The sequence below is a fragment of the Telluribacter sp. genome, assembly GCF_035998675.1.
Taxonomy (GTDB): Bacteria; Bacteroidota; Bacteroidia; order Cytophagales; family Spirosomataceae; genus Telluribacter.
In genome coordinates this window covers 396,324-414,933 of record NZ_DASYHI010000019.1, presented here as the reverse complement: position 1 = coordinate 414,933, position 18,610 = coordinate 396,324, and the positions used below count along the sequence as shown (strand labels likewise).

The 18,610-nt window shown below is 52.5% G+C and carries 9 protein-coding genes; 2 read left to right on the top strand and 7 right to left on the bottom strand.

Features of this window, described 5'->3' with window-relative positions; translation table 11 throughout:
• Window positions 1-40: 40 nt before the first annotated feature.
• From VGN67_RS14045 to VGN67_RS14035, 3 genes are all read right to left on the bottom strand, one after another.
• Entirely contained in the window at window positions 41-6,481 is a 6,441-nt protein-coding gene (locus VGN67_RS14045; RefSeq protein ID WP_327487479.1) for a right-handed parallel beta-helix repeat-containing protein, read from the bottom strand.
• On the bottom strand, window positions 6,478-6,675 hold the full coding sequence (locus VGN67_RS14040; protein WP_327487478.1) for a hypothetical protein: 198 nt from the start codon (window positions 6,673-6,675) through the stop codon (window positions 6,478-6,480). The genes VGN67_RS14045 and VGN67_RS14040 overlap by 4 nt, the downstream gene beginning before the upstream one ends.
• A gap of 102 nt (window positions 6,676-6,777) precedes the next feature.
• A complete protein-coding gene (locus VGN67_RS14035) occupies window positions 6,778-8,547 on the bottom strand; it encodes a hypothetical protein (RefSeq protein WP_327487477.1) in 1,770 nt (589 codons plus the stop codon).
• A 307-nt stretch (window positions 8,548-8,854) separates the two neighbouring features.
• Between VGN67_RS14035 and araD1 the strand changes: the two genes are divergently transcribed.
• Window positions 8,855-9,856 carry an AraD1 family protein gene (gene araD1, locus VGN67_RS14030; RefSeq protein ID WP_327487476.1) on the top strand — a complete coding sequence of 334 codons (1,002 nt, stop codon included), beginning with the start codon at window positions 8,855-8,857 and terminating at the stop codon, window positions 9,854-9,856.
• Window positions 9,857-9,913: 57 nt separating this feature from the next.
• Here araD1 and VGN67_RS14025 read toward each other — a convergent pair whose 3' ends face one another.
• Window positions 9,914-10,705 (bottom strand): hypothetical protein, encoded by a 792-nt coding sequence (locus tag VGN67_RS14025; RefSeq protein WP_327487475.1) that lies wholly within the window; start codon window positions 10,703-10,705, stop codon window positions 9,914-9,916.
• A gap of 191 nt (window positions 10,706-10,896) precedes the next feature.
• Between VGN67_RS14025 and VGN67_RS14020 the strand changes: the two genes are divergently transcribed.
• A complete protein-coding gene (locus VGN67_RS14020; protein WP_327487474.1) occupies window positions 10,897-12,078 on the top strand; it encodes a dienelactone hydrolase family protein in 1,182 nt (393 codons plus the stop codon).
• 82 nt (window positions 12,079-12,160) lie between these two features.
• Here the strand turns inward: VGN67_RS14020 and VGN67_RS14015 are convergent, their stop codons facing one another.
• The 3 genes from VGN67_RS14015 to VGN67_RS14005 all read right to left on the bottom strand — a co-directional run bounded on the left by VGN67_RS14015 (window position 12,161) and on the right by VGN67_RS14005 (window position 18,593).
• Window positions 12,161-14,809, bottom strand: a complete 2,649-nt coding sequence (locus VGN67_RS14015; RefSeq protein ID WP_327487473.1) for a DUF7133 domain-containing protein — start codon at window positions 14,807-14,809, stop codon at window positions 12,161-12,163.
• A gap of 260 nt (window positions 14,810-15,069) precedes the next feature.
• Window positions 15,070-16,161, bottom strand: a complete 1,092-nt coding sequence (locus VGN67_RS14010; RefSeq protein ID WP_327487472.1) for a DUF4249 domain-containing protein — start codon at window positions 16,159-16,161, stop codon at window positions 15,070-15,072.
• Window positions 16,162-16,196: 35 nt separating this feature from the next.
• Complete coding sequence (locus VGN67_RS14005; protein ID WP_414717321.1) at window positions 16,197-18,593, bottom strand: TonB-dependent receptor; 2,397 nt, start codon at window positions 18,591-18,593, stop codon at window positions 16,197-16,199.
• Window positions 18,594-18,610 lie beyond the last annotated feature (17 nt).

Genomic DNA, 18,610 nt, shown 5'->3' with positions numbered 1-18,610 from the left:
CTAATTCTTTCCCAATCCGGCCCCTCCGATTGACGGTTTCCTACTCAACCCCCATTTTCAGACCACTACCTGCGTTGTTAAACTGCAGCTTGGCATTAAGACGGTACTCAATTGACTGAGCCTCGGCAGTTCCCATAACCGAAACCGTGTGCCCCTCGTCCAGTATAACTTCGTCACCAAGAATAGGAGTACGACCAATATCCCAGGTTCCTGCTTCTTGCCAGTTCCCGGTTTTTATACTGATGATGGTACCGTTCAGCAGGCCATTATACTCGTAGGCTCCCATGTCTACGGTGCCGTTCAGGATTCGCTGGTAACCCGCCAGATCCGAAGCCACTTCCGTGGGCAGGTGATCGTTCTGCCCGGTGTTTACGGCGGGGGAGGAGCGCTGGAGACGCAGTCCATCGTCTGCCGTACCCCACTTCCCGTCCGGTCCCGCCGGGTTTCCAGAAGCAGTAAACATAGGATCGCTCCCCGTCGGTGCGCATCTATCGCAGGTGGTGGATTGGAGGAGGCTATTCTGGAAGGTAATTGAAGTGGCTTCACCATCGGGCCGTACATCACAGGCTACGCTGGTGCTATCTCCATTAATTCCCCCAAACTTGTTGGAACGGAATAGGGTGTTACTAATCGTCAGGGGTGTATTAAGTACGTTAATGGCACCTCCTTTGTAGTCTACACTGGCTACCCGGTTTTTAAAGAAAGTGCTATTCACTACAACCGCCGTGTCTGCCGTATCAAACATCAGGGCTCCACCAGTTAGTGTTGACGTATTCTGAGCAAAGACAACATTGGCTAACGTACCGGAACCTGCCTTTATGTAGACACCCGCCCCCTGCTCACTGGCATCATTTCGGTCAAACACACAGTGAATACCCTGGAAACTCGTGTTATCTACGTACACTCCGGCACCTTTTAGAGCCGTATTCCCGGTTACTATACTATTGGCAAGCACCAGCGTGTCCATCTGGTTATTCAGTCCATAAATGCCCGCCCCCGGCTGGGTACTGTTGTACCCGTTCTGAATAGTAAATCCATCAATTACCGTTGGCTTCCCGCCCGCAGAGAGGTTACTCACCGTTACCACGTGCAGACTATTATCGGTCTGGATGGCGCTGTTTCCAATATTGCCGTCCAGTATTACCTGATTCTGATTAAGTGCACGGTCCCCACCACCGTTAGGATACCCACCCAGAAGAGCAAATCCAGCTCTTGGAATGACAAACGAAGCCTGTCGGTCGGTGCCGGATTGGGTACCGGTGGGGTAGTAGGTACCTTTGGCCACCAGTATGCTGTCGTAGGCGGCACAGGTGCCGGCCCTGGATAGTGCCTCCGCCAGGGTGCGGAAAGCGGTAGCCCAGGACTCTCCGACGCCGCTGACCGTACGGCTGCTGTCTACGTAGAGTATCCTTCGACCGGCGGCTATGGCTAGCTCGCAGGCGGTGGGGTATGAGCTTTCGTAGGCTCCCATGTCCAGGGTACTGTTGTGAATACGGGCAGCGCCGGTCAGGTCCTGGGTTACGGTGGCGGGGAGAGCCGCGTTGCTCGCGGTGTTGATAGCCGGTGAGTTTTCGCCCAGACGGAGGCCGTCGTCGGAGGTACCCCATATACCGTCGTCGCCCTGAGGAGTATCGGCTCCTACAAATTGAGGGTTCTGGTGACTATTACCGGTACCCGTGTATCCCTGCTTCACCAACGAGTAAGTGACCGTAGTCGCCGCAGAAGCATTGTTGACGATGGGGAGCCCAAAGGAGTCCAGGTCATTACTACCCCACAGAATAGAGTTGATGATAGTAGGCTGGGCGCTGGCTCCGTTATTGTAGATGGCCCCGTTATTCAGGGAGTAGTTATTGTAAAACGTACTATTAATGATGCTGGGCGAGACGCCTTCGTTATACATCGCTCCTCCCCGGATGCTGCTATTTTTGAAGAAAACAGAGGAAAGCACCGTAGGGGATGAGTTGTTAGCGTTGAATAGTCCGCCGCCGCCGTACGAAGTGCCCGTAGTATGGTTGTTTTCAAAGATACAGTGTACGAAGCGGGACGAGCTGGATATGTTACAGAGTATGGCCCCACCCCCGCCACTGGCGGAGTTATCGGTAAAGGTACAGGAGCGGAAGGTAGTTTTAGGGCCATTGAGTACACTACGCAGGTACACAGCTCCGCCGTAGCTATTCTCCAGTACCTGCCCACTGTAGGTACGGGTACCTGAGCCATTGGCATAACCGTTGAGGAAGGTGAAGCCATCCACCACAATACTATCGGCGTCGCTGGCAATACCGGCAATGGCCATGATGTGGTAGGAGTTGTCGTCACGTCCGCCTGCGGCTCCAATGTCCCCGTTGAGGTAGGTCAGGTGGGTACGGTGGTTGCGGGTACCTCCTCCGGCCGGGTACCCGCCGTAGAGCCTGATCCCCCCTCGCAGGATGGTGAAAGAGCTGTCGCGGAGGGTACTTGGTTGGGAGCCAGTAGGGTAGTATTGTCCCTCGGCCACGTGAATACTGGTGACGCTGGTACAGTTGTTAGCTACCTGCAGCGCTTCGGCCAGGGTACTGAAGGCGGTAGTCCAGCTCTCGCCCAGGCCGGGAGTAGCCACCGTGGCATCCACGTACAGGGAGGTCAGTCCCAGGCAGCCCACCTGCTCGTAGGCTCCCTGGTCCACGGTGTTTTGCTGCTTACGCGTCTGGCCGGCCAGATCTTTGGTCAGGTAACCGGGAAGTAGCGTGTTGGTACCGGCGTTGATAGCGGTGCTGGTCTTCTGCAGGCGCAGGCCATCGTCCGTAGTCATCCAGAGGCCGTCTGCTCCCGCACCCAACGCCATATTGACAAACTGGGGATCGGTACCGTGGATGTTGCTGTTGGAATTGACAACACTTGAGGCTCCTACGGTACGGATACCCGGCTCGGCAAAGGAAGCGGTGTTACCCCATATGAGGGAGTTTTGGAACCGCTGTGTCATAGTACTCGTGGAGCCGCTAATCTGCTGGCTATCCATAAAGCCTCCGAAACGGGCACTGTTAGAGGCTCCGGTTACCTGGGTCAGCCGGTACTCGAGGGCTCCGCTGCTGTTACTCTGGTTATAGATAGCTCCTCCCGAGCTACCTCCGGTGGTAGGGGTGGAGTTACTGTATAGTACACACAGAACCAGGTCCATCACAATCCCGCTTCCCACCGTATGGATGTTGGCAATGGCTCCGCCGTTGAGGGCGTAGTTGTTGCGCAGTACGCCATTGCGAAGCGTCAGAATGCCACCGTCGTTGAAGATACCGCCCCCCCGGTTCATGGTGAAGTTGGTAGCATGGTCGGCGTATCCTTCTTCGATAATCAAGCCATCAAGCTGGGTATTGGTACCCCGCAGGTACACAACGTGGTAGGCATTGTCCGTTTTAACACCCTTAGTACCCAGGTCACCACTGAGAATGGTAGGATTAGCCGGGATGTTACGCTCGTCCAGACGCGACTCGGTACCCGCAAAACCGCCGAACAGCCGGGTGTACCCACAAGGCTTGAAAGTAAACTGGCGGGATAGCGAAGCGGTAGATTCATAGTTGACGGTTTTGGTGGGGTAGTAGGTACCTTTCTTAATCCAGATGTCCTTGGTATAGGTGGACTGGCAGGCTTCGTCCAAAGCAGCCTGTAGGGTACTGTAGGCCCTGGCCCAGGAAGTACCATCCCCACCCGCCGGAGCATCGGCTGCCACGTAAATCATCGGCCGGATTTCATAAGCACCAATATCTATGGTATCCTGAGCTACGCGGTCCAGGCTGGAGAGGTCTACCGAGGTAGTGTTGGCACTGGAGAGTCCGCTGTTGCGCAGGGGCGAGTTGCCGGGTACCACCAGGTCCATGAAGGTCTGGTACAGCGGGTCTTTGTCGAGGTTATTCCCCGCGTTGGTACCCAGGGAGCTATTCCAGCCTGTGGGGGCACCGCTACCCTGAATCAGGGAGTAGCGGATGTAAATGTCCGACGATTCGTTTTGGATTTCCTGCGTGCCTGATGTACCGGCCAGGTCACCCCATAGCGACGTATTTTCAATTTTTACGTTACTGGTCGAGCTACTTAGCGCCCCTCCCTGGCTGGTAGCCGAGTTGAGGCTAAGGGAGCCATTGGTAAGCGTAAGAGAGGTGGTAGTTATGTGCAGGGCCCCTCCGTTCTGACCGGCCGTATTGCTCAACAGAGCACAGTTGACCATAGTCACCATACAATTCAGCTTATTGGCTCCCACACTATATAGGGCACCGCCCGACTGACTGGCCGTATTGGCTTTGAACAGACAGTTCTCAAACAATAAGTCGCCTCCAATGCCTGCTGTACGGTAGGCTACCGCCGCTCCCGTACTGGCCTTGTTGTTCTTAAAGCTACACTTACGGAAAGTAATGGCTTTCCGGCTTGCATCGGATAATTCACTGGCGTACACTCCCCCGCCTTCGGTATGTCCGGAGCCGTTGGCATTACCCTGTTCAATCGTAAACCCTTCAATAAGTACCCCCCGGCTGGTGGCCGGTATGGTCAGTACGTGGTAGCTGTTGTCGTGGTCGTTGATGGTATTGATATTCCCGGACAGGATGGTCGGGTGCATCAGGTGGTTGCGGGCGGCGAAGTCAGTGCCCCCGACCGGAAAGCCGCCGTAGAGCAGGGTACCCCGGCGAAGCACAAAGCTGGCGTTGCGGTCGTTGAGGGTGTAGCCCGTGCCCCGGTCGGGGTAGTAGGTACCGGTGGCTACGTATATGGTCTTGTTGGAACAGCCGTAGTTGAGGGCATCCTGCAGGTGAGTAAAGGCGTTGGCCCAGGAGGTACCGGTATTGGTGCCGGTGGCCTTGCTGTCTACGTACACTACGGCATTGGACAGGTCTTTGACCAGAAACCGTTCCTGATAGGTATGGCTGTTGCCGTTTTTGTCCGTAACCGTAAGAGGTACTACCACCTCCTGGCCCGACTGGGAGCAGTCGAAGGTGGTGGCGGGCCAGCTATAGGTTACTTCGCCACAAGGGTCCAGGTATACGGGGAAGTGCCCCTTTTCCAGCGTGACCGTACTGGTCGTGATATCAATGATCCGGGGAGTAGTAGAGACGGATTCCCGGTAGGGAGGCAGGTTATCAGCCACGGTAATAGTACAGGCAGCCAAAGCTTTGTTACCGGCAGCATCAGCCACGGTAAGGATAACCCGGTAGGTACCCAGGTCGCTGCAGGTAAAGGTACTCTTGCTGAGAGCGTAGGACTTAACCAGGTCGTTGTCGGTACTGCCGTTGTCTACCTGCCTGGCGTCCACTGTGAGGGTACCGGATGCGGGCAGGTACACCGTCATGTCTTTGGCCTGGGCTACGGGTGGAATGTCGTCGGCAATGGTCCGGAACTCAAACCAGCCATTGGATGACTCCTGCGCTCTGCCGCCTTTGATGTAAGACGCATCATAGCCACAAAAACTCTGCCCGCCCCAGGCTGATGAGGTACTTGTGCCATGTCTTCCATAAGATGTAGTGCCTGTACCACCTCCACCGGCTCCTGCCGATTTACCACCCGAAGTGGTAGCCGAGCCAGCACCTCCTCCCGAGTATCCACTCCCTCCTTTTGCACCCGGGTAAAAAATTCCAAGACCTGAACAAAAGTTAATAATGCCACCTGTTACATAGGGATTATGTACCCTTGTATAAGGAATTCCCCCCTGCTGGCCAACCTGAGGTGTTTGATAGGGATCCCCAAAGGTGAATATTTCAGAGCCTTTGGAAGCTGCTTTTTCTATATCACTTAAAATTGTACCTCCGTCGGATCTAACTGATGAGCCTGAATACACAAAAACATTTGCCTCAGAACATACTTCTGAGTTCATCTGAGTATTACTCTGAAATGTTTCACTAAGGTAGTCATGTCCCCCTTTGCCGTGGTGGGCCAGCAACGCCTGAGCGTATCCACCTCCACCACCTGCCGCAATGGCAATGACTTTACTGGATGGGTTAGTGGTAAGTAAATAGTCCCACATAGTAGGATTATCCACCGCCCAGGCCATTCCCGTAGAGCCACCACCGCCCGCCGCTACCGGGATAGTAGTAGCCCCTCCTCCTCCCTTTTTTCCGTAGGTAACCAGGAATTTGGCATCGTATACATCCATAATGTTGAACTGCACTAGTGCTCCCTGTCCCCCGTACCCGACCATATCACCGAAAGCACCCTTAAAAACAGCCTTTCCGCCGTCGGCTCCGCGCAGACGGAACTCCACGCCCTTTACGCCATCGCCGCGTTTAGGAAAATAGAACATCTTGGTTTCTACCTTCTGGATATCATCGGGCGCTAAGGCCGAAAACCGCACCCACTGGCCATTGGAGTTAAGGAGGCGGGTGGTTAGGTCGTTATTAATGGTGATGGTACTGCTTTGGGAAAAAAGCTGATGGGAAAACAGCATCCCAAAGATTAAGTAGGAAACAAGACGGCTCCACCGGATAGAGCGGGGGAAGCTTTGCCCGAGAAAAGAAAAAAACTTATTCATCGTGTATAGGAAGGGAAATAAAAGGTAGTACTGGTTACAAGATTTTCAAGCTGTTCATCCACCGCCTCAATCTTTAGGGAAAAAAACCACCACACGCTATAGGCTAATAAAGCAAACAACAGCACGATCAGCAGGTACCCCAGCCAGGGCCTGTGCAGGTAGTACTTGTTGAAAGAAAAGTTCAAACTGGGCATGAGGTTACATTCAGGCGCTACGAAAGCCCAAACCTACCCGCAGTGGGTTATATTCCACTGAAAAAAGGCGTGACAAAAACGTGACAATTGAAAAACAGGCCGCTATACCTGTTCAATGAGGCTTTCGAGCTGGGTACCTGCCGAGAGCTGGAGCTTACGGCGGAGGCGGCTGCGGTGCTGTCGGATGGCCTCCGGCCCTACCCCCAGCGTGCCGGCCATTTCTTTGGTGTTCAGATTTAGTTTGGCGAGAGCCATATACCGGATATCAGCAGACGTCAGGTCGGGGTACTTGCTTTTTAAGCGGTGAAAAAAACCAGCGTGTACCTTCTCAAACAACTCCGTAAACCGGGCCCAGTCGTCGTCGGTCAGAAGGGTAGCTTTTTCCAGTTGCTGAAGCGACTGGTAGTCTACGGCTGCTCCACTTGTAATTTGGGATTTTAGCTCCTGTAGTTCCTGATGCATTCGCTCCATTTCCATGGTAGCCTGTCCAATGAGTTCATTCTTTTGGCGAATATGGTCCGTAAAGTCCTGTAGCTGACGGGTCGCGTTGGTCAGCTCAAGCTCGGCCAGCTGTTTCTGGGTCAGTAGCTGCTGTTGTCGGCTTTTATTTTTCAAGGCCTGCCGGTTAAATAACAGCAGAGCAATTACCATTCCTAATCCCACCATGCCCAACAGTACATTGCGAAGTGCCTCCTGTCTTTCTTTCTCGTTCTGGAGTAGTGCCTCCCGGAGCTGGTGGCGTTCGCTTTCTGCGGCCATTTCGGCCTTATGCTTCATGGTTATGTCGATGTCTTTCTTCCAGAGTTCTTTGGCGTTAGCTGCCGAATCAGCGTAAAGCAGGGCCAGGTCAGCCTGCCCCGCCTGCTGGTAACAGGTTACCAGCGCCGAGTAGGTTTCCTGCGAAAATTTTGGATTAGCCGTACGCAGTGCGGCCTGGTGAGCCTGCTGAGCGTAATGTATCGCCTTTTGCGATTGCTCGTTCTTTAAAGCAATAAGGGCAAGCCTGGCTCCGGTAACGGCCACATAATCCCAGACCTTCTCCTGGTCAGCCAGCTCCAGGCCCCGCGCCAGCAGTGGCTGCGCCTCTGCGTACCTCTCTTCGTCGTAATAGGTAACCCCTAATTCAGCAGTAAGGATACCAACCCAAACGTCGTTGTTGAATTCTTCCACGGGTAGTTGCCGGAGAGACCACTGAAAATGTTTGCGGGCCTCCTGATGCTTGTTCAGCTTCTGGTACGACTTCCCCAATAGGCAGGCGGTATAAATGTGAGTATTCTGAATCTTCGCCGGAGGCTGTTTTAGCAATATGCTTCCCAGTGCAATGGCTTTCTCGTAATCGAAGAATTCGTAGTAAGCCCTCGCCAGAATATAGATTGAGTAGTTACGTTCGGGAAAGCTACTCTCTGTTTTATCCTGGATTAACTCGTAGGTTTTGAGGTAGTGAGTAAAGGCCAGATGGTAGTTGTGCAGGATATTGAAGTAGTATAGCCCCAGCATGAGGTGCAGCTTGGCAACTATCATTTCATCCGGCAGCTTGTTGGCCTGGTGAAGAAGAGCCGTTGCCTTTTTTAGAAAAGATTCATTATCGTAGCGGTTGGAGCGGTCAACGTTCAGGAGGGCGGTATGCAGGATAAGCAAGTCCCGCTCGTTTCCCTGTTGGCTTATAGATTTCTCCCATTCATGCCTTAGCCGCAGGGCCGTAGTTGTGTCGGTTTGCCAGGCCTTTCGGTACAGTTCTTCTATTTTCAGAATCCGACGGGGCGGGTCGAGCTGCAGGAGTTCGTGTGCAGTAACAGTCAATGGCGTGTTCTGTGCAACTACCAGGCTACCAGTGCCAAAAAGAAAAAGCAGTAAATTGAGGAAGGCCTTCATAGTATTTACCGCTGGCCACGGCTGGAATAGGGGGGCGGGCCGTGCAATGGGTACTCAAATATACTATCCGGAAAAATTAGGAAGAGGTACCGGGCCTTTATTTTTTTCTCTATTCTTTCCTGAAATAGCTAAAAACGGAGCAACAGTACTACCCGTCCGTATATACGCTTTACGATTAAGGTAGATTAGGAATAGCTTTTGAATCGCTTAACGTGCTAGTACAACCGGCAGCCTTGGCAGTCATTCTCTAATCAGGTAGCATGATAGATTTCGTGGAATTCCTGCTTTACATAGAAAAAAAAGCCCCATGCGAATCGTACAGCTCATCAATGCCCAGCACCAGCGCTGCGTCGCTGTAGTAGAAGAACCTCACCTGGTACTTATCAGGAATGCCTCCAGCGTGTACCAGCTCGCCCAGTCAGCTATTGAGCAGCAAGTACCTCTACAAAAGTTAATTGAGGGCAACCTGACTGACGAGCAATTCTCCTACGATGAGGTATACGAAGGCCAATCCGACTGGCAGCTCCTGCCCGCCATAGACCATCCTGACGACCCCCGTTTTTGTATGCTCTCGGGTACCGGCCTGACCCACAAGGCCAGCGCCGACAACCGGCAGAAAATGCACGATGCCGCTACGGCCGGTCAGGCTACCGATAGTATGAAGATATACCAGTGGGGCGTAGAAGGAGGCAAGCCCGATGCCGGGCAGATAGGCGTGCAGCCGGAGTGGTTTTACAAGGGCAATGGCAGTATGCTGCGGGCGCCCAACGAAGCGCTGCTGGTACCCAATTACGGCAACGACGGCGGCGAAGAGCCCGAACTGGCGGCTATATACATCAACGACCGGGACGGTACCCCCTACCGCGTCGGCTTCGCCACGGCCAACGAGTTCTCGGACCACGTCATGGAGAAGAAGAACTACCTGTATCTGGCCCCTTCCAAGATTCGTACCTGCGCCATCGGGCCCGAACTGGTGCTCACGGAGGCCGTGGAGGACATACAGGGTAGGGTAGCTGTAGAAAGGGCGGGGCAGACGCTTTGGGAGAAGGACATCCGGACCGGCGAAGCCAACATGGCTCACAGTCTCCAAAATCTCGAATACCACCACTTCAAGTACCCCAATCATCGCCTGCCCTTTGATGTACACGTCCACTTTCTGGGCGCCGACGCCTTCAGCTTCGGTGAGGGCATCCGGTTGCAGGACGGCGACCTCATGCAGGTACAATGGGAAGGCATGGGCCGGGCATTGAAGAATAGGTTGCGGATGGATACAACCAAAGAAACCTTACTTACCGTGCGGGTGCTTTAATAGGATAAAGCCAATGATTATACCAAATACCTTATCATAGTCAGGCACTTAGTGTAGTTACTGTGAACTTAGTGCGGATAATAAGAATAGTAAGCCCAAACCAATGGCAACGCCCAGCCAGGTACGTCTGTACCGACGGCCTTCCCGCTTTCGCTCTTCGCGGGTCATGTCCCGGTACAATTTCAAATTTCTATCCAGCGCCCGACCCAAAAAGTAGATTCCTGCTGCCAATATACCGGTACCCAACAGCAGTACCATCACAGCTCCTACGCCGTATCCTGAACAGGCCAGGTTACAGGCAATCGCGGCGGCGCCATAAGCTAATATTAATCCAAGAATGAATAGAAAAAAGTAACCAACGCGTGTGCCTCCCAGGCTCGAGCCACGGCGGGCCGAGGCCGGTACAGGAGCCCGTTCCTGACTGGGAGCGACGGCCGGAGCAGGCTTAGTCCAGTCATACATATATACGGAGCGGACTTCCTTACTACCCAGGCCTCCGGACGGATGAAAGGTACTTACCCGCTCGGCTCCTATGCCGCCCACTAGGATATAGGCTATAAAGTTGAGGCAGAAAAGGGCATAGATATACAACCGCTTATGGCGACGACTTTTAACAAAAGTCTGGGTAAAGTACCTGATAAAAAACACCAGACAGATCAGCAGGATAATGTTTACCTGAAGAAAGCCACCCGAACTAGCCTGAGGCCTGGAAAAATGGTCCCAGGCGCTGGCACCTAAGGCTGTACCAATAGCAGCATTGACCAGTTCAATACATATAATCAACAGCCGGGCAGGTACCGGGCGGCGGGCAGCCCAGCGGGTGAGGGGCGGTAGTGTGGTAGTGGACAAAGTACGGGAGGTTTATTTTTTTTTGAATATACTAATTTATTAGAAAAAGGCCTTTTCATGGTGTAATTTAAGATACCGGTAATCACTCAATAGGCAATATAACAGCCGTGGCTGGTGTATTGAAGTAGTCAAGGTATGAGTAGAATTTCGGATAATTTTCTTCATTTTAAATGAAAATACTACAAGTTCCTATGAAATCTATTTGTCTGCTTTTTGCCGCGTTCCTGTTTACACCGTACCTGTACGCTCAGAATTACGATGAGTCCAAAGTGGGCGACTATACCCTGCCCGACGTACTTACTGCCGCGAACGGAAAGAAAATTACCACGAAGAAAGAGTGGGAACAAACTCGTCGTCCGGAGGTACTTAACCTTTTTGAGGAGCATGTCTACGGTCAGTTTCCCAAAAAGTACGACCGGCTGGAGTACTCCGTCAAGAACGAGAACAAGCAGGCCATGAATGGTAAGGCTCACCTGAAGGAAGTGGAGATAACCGTGTATAATAATAACAAGCCCCTGCGCATTAATGTGGTACTATTTGTGCCAACGAATGCAAAGAAACCGGTACCGGCTTTTCTGCTGATCAACAACCGGAATAAACGCAATACCGCGCCCGCACGGGATACCCTGAGTGAATTCTGGCCCGCCGAAATGGTCATTGACGCCGGCTACGCGGTAGCTGCTTTTCACAATAGCGATGCCGCTCCTGACAACAAGAACACCTACCAGAACGGAGTACTTCAGCTCTATCCAGAACAGCTTCAGGCCGACAACGGCATGAAGGCCATCGGCGCATGGGCCTGGGGAGCCAGCCGGGTACTGGACTACTTCGAGAAAGACAAAGACATTGATGCAAAAAAAGTAGCTGTGGTCGGGCATTCGCGTGGCGGCAAGGCGGCATTGTGGGCGGCGGCGCAGGATCAGCGGTTTGCCATTTGTGCCTCCAACTGTTCCGGAAACACGGGGGCTTCTTTAGCGCGTAGAAACTTCGGCGAGAGCGTGGAACGAATCAATACCTCTTTCCCGCACTGGTTCACGACCAACTATAAAAAGTACAATGGGAACGAAGCCGCCCTTCCCGTAGACCAGCACATGCTGATCGCCCTCGTAGCCCCCCGACCTGTATACGTAACCAATGCTTCTAAGGATTTGTGGGCCGACCCAACGGGTACCTTCCTTGCTATAAAAGCAGCCGAACCTGTGTATACTCTTTTTGGGTCCAAGTCTAAACTGCCCGATAGTCCTCCTGCGGTGGATACCCCCTACGATAATCCTCCTTTAGGGTATCATAATCGGGTAGGGATTCATGATCTTACGGAATACGACTGGGCCAACTTCATTGATTTTGCTAATTTCCACTACAAGAAAAAGTAGCCGAGGTACCTACAAAATAAAACCTGGCGGAAGCTTTGTAGTTTGCTACAAAACTTCCGCCAGGTCGGGGTACTTTACTAAATTACTTCTTCTGCTGCGAGAGGAAGGTAATCAGGGAGGCAAATTCTTCATAAGAAAGCGAATTGGCCAGTCCGGCCGGCATCATAGAATGCTCCATTTCCTCCCGCTTCACCACATCCGAGGCCTTAAGGCGGTACACCTGACCGGTGATATCCCGCAGTACCAGCCGGTCGGCCGACTCTTCCGTCACAAAACCCATGTAGCTTTTATTACCCTTGGCCGTAATCATTACCGAGGCAAAGCCCTGTGAAATAGAGGCATTGGGTTTAAGAATAGACTCCGCAATCTGCTCCCGGTTCATGATAGAGCCAATCTGGCCCATGTAGGGGCCTTTCATAGTTTCACTTTTGGTGATACTGTGGCAGGCTACACAACCCTGGTTCGTGAACAGCTTCCGGCCCAGGGTGGGATCGCCCTGAATTTTATCCATGGCCAGCATCACGTCTTCAATGGACGATTCTCCCACCTGTCCTTTTTTAGTCTTTATTTTTTCCAGATCCACTTTTACCTCTTCTTTCGCGGCTACAACCGGCTCGTCGGTTCCCAGTTCCGGAATTTCCAGGCGCTGGCGACTATTGAGGTCCTTGAAAAATTGCTTGTCGGTGGCTGAGGCTACTTCTGCTACCAACAGATTTTTTATTGCCGGCGACGATTCCCACGTAATTCCTTTGTAGTAGGGGCCATGTGTGTCGGGGCGGGTACTCCACCACCACGAACCGTCGTAGGGAGCTTCCTGCTTGTAAAGCCGGGCCACCGTAGTTAGTATCTGCTTTTTCAGGTTATCGTCCTGAGCTACTTTATAGGCGTTGATCAGGCCATCAACGGCTTTGGGATCGTGCATGTACCGTAGGGCCCACAGCGCCAGCCTCGAGTTTTTGGTTCCAATAGCTTTTACACTTTCGTCTACGGCATTGAGGTTTACCAGGGCTTTTACCGCCAGGTGGGGAAGTACTATGGCCGAATTTGGCGTGGCGTGCGGGCCTTCGGTACCCATAGCCGGAGCCACAAAGGAAGCCGGAACGGAAGTAGTGAGCAAAGCCGGAATCGCTTCCTTGCGGCCCATGCGACCAAGACCAACAATGGCCGCCGCCTTAACCCGGTCCGAAGGATCATTAAGAGCTTTAAGAAAAGGCTCAACCGGCACGGACGAAGCGGTAGCTTTCCGGTCGGCGAGGGCTCGCAAGGCAAATTCACGCATGGCAGGCTCCTCCGTCAGTTTCACGAGGTTTGTCTGGCCGGTAGCTCCTGCCGCCTGGGCATAGGTAAACAGCCCCGCCACGCGTACGGCCAACGGCTGACTTTTATCCGTAGTTACTTTCCAGGCCACTTCCGACGCCTGTTTGGCCGGGCGGGTAAGCAACTCCTGCTGAGCCGCCAGGCGGGCCACACTACTACCCGATTTTAAGATAGAACCGAGCTGATTGACCGAAGCTTTTTTAAGATCGGGAAACGCCTGGTACTTCCAGTTTTTGGGCACCGCCCTTACCACAAAACCTTTGGACGGGTTACCCGAGTAGCCCGCACCGTCCCAGGCCGATAGGTACATGCGGCCGGAGGCGTCCATATCCACGTCGGTAATCTGGGCTAATTTTATAAATTCTTCTTCCTGCTGGGTAAAGCTGGGTCCGGTAGGCTGCACGCGGTGAATGTACAGCTGGCTGCGGCCCCAGTCGGCCATCAGAGGTACCTGATTGTATTTTTCCGGCCAGGTTGGGTCATCAATGAAAAGGGCACCCGTTCCCGAACCACCACCCAGGTCCACCATAGCCGGAATGATTTCTTCGGTAAAATGCTTGAAAAGTACCGGATAGCCATACTCACCCGACTGAATCTGGTGGCTGAACCGGATGTTCCAGCCGCCGCCATCGTTGGTGTTGCCCCGGGCAAACATATTCATGAAGGGGTCAATGGCCACATCATATATATTTCGCATACCATGGGTATATACTTCCATGTCGGTACCATCCGGCCGTACCCTAACCACGCCTCCCCCCAGCTGAGTAAGCTTCTTACCCGAGCGATCCACGGCATCGTGAAAACCAAAGTCTCCTACGGCAATGTAAATCCAGCCATCGATACCCATCCGGATGCCGTTGGTGGAGTGGTCGGTACCCCGGCTTTGCAGAAACTTGGGCGAACTGATATTTTGAATCAAAGGTTGGGAAGGTCCATCGGCTACGCCGTCCTGATTTTTATCCTCAAAAACCACCAGGTCCATACCCGACGCAATGCCGGTTTCGGGCGAGAAGGTAGTGTGCAGCACAAACAGTTGATCGCCTTTGGATATAATGCCGCGTGGGTTATCTACCGTGGCGTATACAGAATGCTTATCTACCTTCCCATCATTGTTGGAATCAACGAGTTTGACAATGCTTCCTTTGCCCGGTTTTTTACCAAGCGAGCCCATCATATCTACGCCTACGTACACTTCTCCGGTGGCGGCCACCGCCAGACAGGCCGGGCTGGGCGTGAGGTCGGAGCCGGTAAAATGGATTATGGTTAGTTCGGTCGGCCATTTGGCGGCGTTGGGCAGCGAGTCGGCTTTGGAAAAGACGGCTTGTTGGTTTGTGGTTTCATTGGTGGTAGGTCTTCCATTATTCAGGAGATAAATCAGGAAGGCAAATACCAGACTTAGAGAGATTTTCAACATACAGCAGGGATATTATGGCTTAATTAAAATTAGCTTTTAAAAGGACGAAACCCATAATGAATAAAAGCCAAATGTCGCTCAAAGCTACCGACCTACCGCCTATTTTGGGTATTTGTTATCATTAAAAATTCAGAACCGGGGCGCGGGAGAGCAACCAGGCTTCTTTACTGGTACTTATGGGCTATTGTACCCGAAGCAGGGTACTCTAGTACTTGCAGCCAGGTTTGCCCTGGCATAAGAAGAAGATAAAGTTGGATACTTCAGGGTTTAATAACCTGTACACTCTGATTGTAAGCCGCAAAAACACCTAGCCCACCCTTGACATTGGTATACACCAGGGCGGGTTCCGCAAAGGGATTATCCTCCCCTGCCTGCTGCACGCTGCGGTGAAACCGGTAGTAGTGGGAATCGGTATTCAAGAGCAAAAGGAAAGTTCCCTTGTTTTCGGGTCCGCGTTCGGGTTTGACGGGGCCGCCCGTTAACGAAGCCAGGTACTGCAAACCTTCTTTTGGTTTACGTCCCTGGGGAGAGGAAAACAGAGTACCGTCCAGATTAGTATCGTTTTGGAAAACGTTTCGGCTGCTGGTACCTACCCACCTAAAATAGGACCGTCCCAGCGTACGCGCTTCCTTAGTAGCTTGTGTGATGGTGTCTATTTTGACCACCGAGTATTCAAATAACTCAAAGGCTTTTACCCGATAGTAGTTTTCTTTTCCGGCCAGGTCATTCCACGTAAAACTCAAAATAAGGGAAGTATCGCGGCGGGAAAGGCCGGTGACCAGTGCCGTGTCGAGGGTATATTCTTTGATGGGTACCTGCTCCGGGGGAACGGTGCAACTGGCCTGCGCACTGCGTTTGCCGTCGGTAACGGTAAGAGAGTAGGTCGTGCCGGCCTTAATCGGAAACTGGCGGGCCGGTAGTGCATAAACCTGCTCCCGGGAGTTGTAGGGTAAAGTAGCACTCGAAACACCGTCACTAATCACTACGGTGGCGGTGGTAAAGCTGTCGATGTTACTGAGAATAGTGTCCCCATCTGCCACGACCAATGAGGTACCCGGCGAAAATGTGTATTCACCAAACAACGGAACCGTCTGGCTCACCTTAACCCGAATCACCGTATCCTGCGGCGATACAAAGGAAAAGACCGTCAGTTGCGACTCCATTCTGGGTAATTTGGACTCCGGTACTGTATTCACGAGCGTTTCGCAGGATGACAAACCCGTCAGTAGCAGGAAAACTACCGGACCATAGCTCATGAACAGCCTGGGCAGCCGAAGACGCGGCCTGGCGGCTTCTCCCGACGCCGGGAGCTTTTGGGTATATGTAAAATTCGCTTTCAAAACTGGTTTCATAACCTTCGCTGGTTATTGTCGGTTAGAGTACTTGCTTAAAACTTAAAGTTATAGCTAACAGAAGGTAGAAAAGGAAACAGCGAGTACCGCTTCAGTACCATCCTGGTTCTGGGTTTTCCCTGGGAATCTACCGTAGGTTCAGAATCCAGGTTGTAAAAAAACGGATTGCGGCGGTTGTACGCATTGTATATCCCAATCTCCCAGGTACGTTCGTGGCGTTTCATTTTTTTATGGAACTGTACGGCCAGGTCGAGGCGGTGGTAGGGTTCAGCCCGAAAACTGTTTTTGGGTCCGTGCTCGTTGACGACCACTCCAAACCAATTTAACTGGTTCTGGGGAGTGGTGGCATTGTCCTGGTAAGCATTGAATTGTGACATAGGTACCGTTAGGGCGTTTCCGGTACCGTACACCCAGGTACCCGACAGCGTAACGCGCTTGCTGATTTCATAAATGCCAACTACCGATATATCGTTACGGCGGTCGTAGCGGGGGTAGAAAATTTCGCCGAAATTTAGCTCCGGAAACTGCCACTTGGTCCAGGAAAGCGTGTACCCAACCCAGCCCGAAAACCGGCCGGTTTTTTTATGAATAAGAAATTCCGTTCCGTACGACCACCCGCGTCCGGCGGTTATGTTATCCTCCCAGCTAAGCTCGTTGGCGTTTTCTCCGGCCAGGCTCAGGAAAGAAGCCCCTTCCTTATAATTCAGGATGTTATCCATGTTTTTGTAGTACCCTTCCAGCGTCAGAGTCAGGGCGGGCTTCTCGAGGTCTTTGGCCAACCCTACCGCTACCTGTTGCGACTGCTGCGGCGCTACGCGGTCGGTGGTAGGTACCCATAGGTCGGTGGGTAGGCCCAGTCCGGTATTGGAAAGCAGATGCACATACTGATTCATCCGGGCGTAAGAAGCTTTCAGAGAAAAGTCCTGCGCCAGACGCAGGGCCGCCGAAAACCGGGGTTCGGGACGGATGTAATTCTTTGTTTCGGTCTTAAAAGAACTCAGCCGAAGACCGACGTTCATCTTCAGGGCATTGAAGGGCTGCCAGGTATCCTCCACATACAGGCCGCTCTCTACCGTGTTAACGGGATCTACGGAGCGCTCGATGGTCTGATTCACGAAAGAGCCTTTGAGGGCAATGGCCGAAGGCACAAATTGGTGGAAAGTCATCTGAGCGCCGAATTTGATGGCATGTCCCGAAGCCGGGTAGTAATCAAAGTCAGTCTTGATGCCGTAATCCCGAATGCGGGAATCGTAGCGTAAACTAAACTCGTCCGCCACGCTGCCATCTGCGTTTTTGTTTTTTATGTCGCTGTTAATACCAAAAACAAAATTACTGGCAATGACCGAGGTATTGGCAAAGAGCTTCTGGCCGAATAGGTGATTCCAACGAAGCGTAGCCGTAGTATTACCCCAGTTCAGGCCGTTCTGCGAGTCGGTATCGGGGCCCGCTTCGTTGACATAAAACCGGTCACGCCCGAAGTACCCGCTAAGGTACAGTTTATCATTTTGTCCCAGATCATAGTTGACTTTGGCGTTCAGGTCGTAGAAATAGTAGCCGGGCTTTACTTTGTTTTCTTCGTTTTTTTGCTGCGAAGCAATGAGCGGTGCGGCCAGTACATCAATGTAGGTACGCCGCCCCGACACCAGAAAAGAAGATTTTCCTTTGACCAGCGGTCCTTCCAGGGTCAGGCGCGACGATATCAGCCCAATGCCCCCCTCGCCGTGCAGCTTGTCCTTGCTGCCCTCCTTCATATTCATATCCAGTACCGACGACAACCGCCCCCCGTACCGGGCCGGAAAACCACCTTTAGTCAGTTCGACGCTCTTAAGCGCATCGCTGTTGAAAATAGAGAAGAAACCAAACAAATGATTGGCGTTATATACAACGGCGTCGTCGAGAATAATGAGGTTCTGGTCCGGACCGCCACCCCGCACGTACAGTCCGGTCTGGCCCTCGGTACCTTTCTGTACGCCCGGCATCAGCTGTAGTACTTTGAGTACGTCCTTTTCTCCGAAAAAGGCCGGAATTTTCTTGATTTGCTGAATTGGAATTTCAACCTGACTCATCTGGGCCGAGCGACTGATGTAATCATCCTGCCTGCGTGCCGATATTGTCACTTCTTCCAGCTGGTTGACACTGGTAAGCAGGACATTGAGTTGGATATTTTCGGTAAGGGACAGGTTTCGCACGGTCTTCTGGTATCCTACGTACGAATAGACCAGTTGAATACTATCCCGGGCGGGCAGGGTGAGCGAGTAAAAACCGTAGGTATTAGTGACTACCCCGTAGGCCGTGCCTGTTACGTAGACATTTACGCCCGGCAACTGCTCCTGGCTACCCATTTCTTTCACAAAACCACTGATAGTAACCATGTTTTGGGCTGCCCCCCACAGGGACAAGCACATAAGCAGGCACGTAAAACCTAGACGCATAATAAAGAGATTTTCTC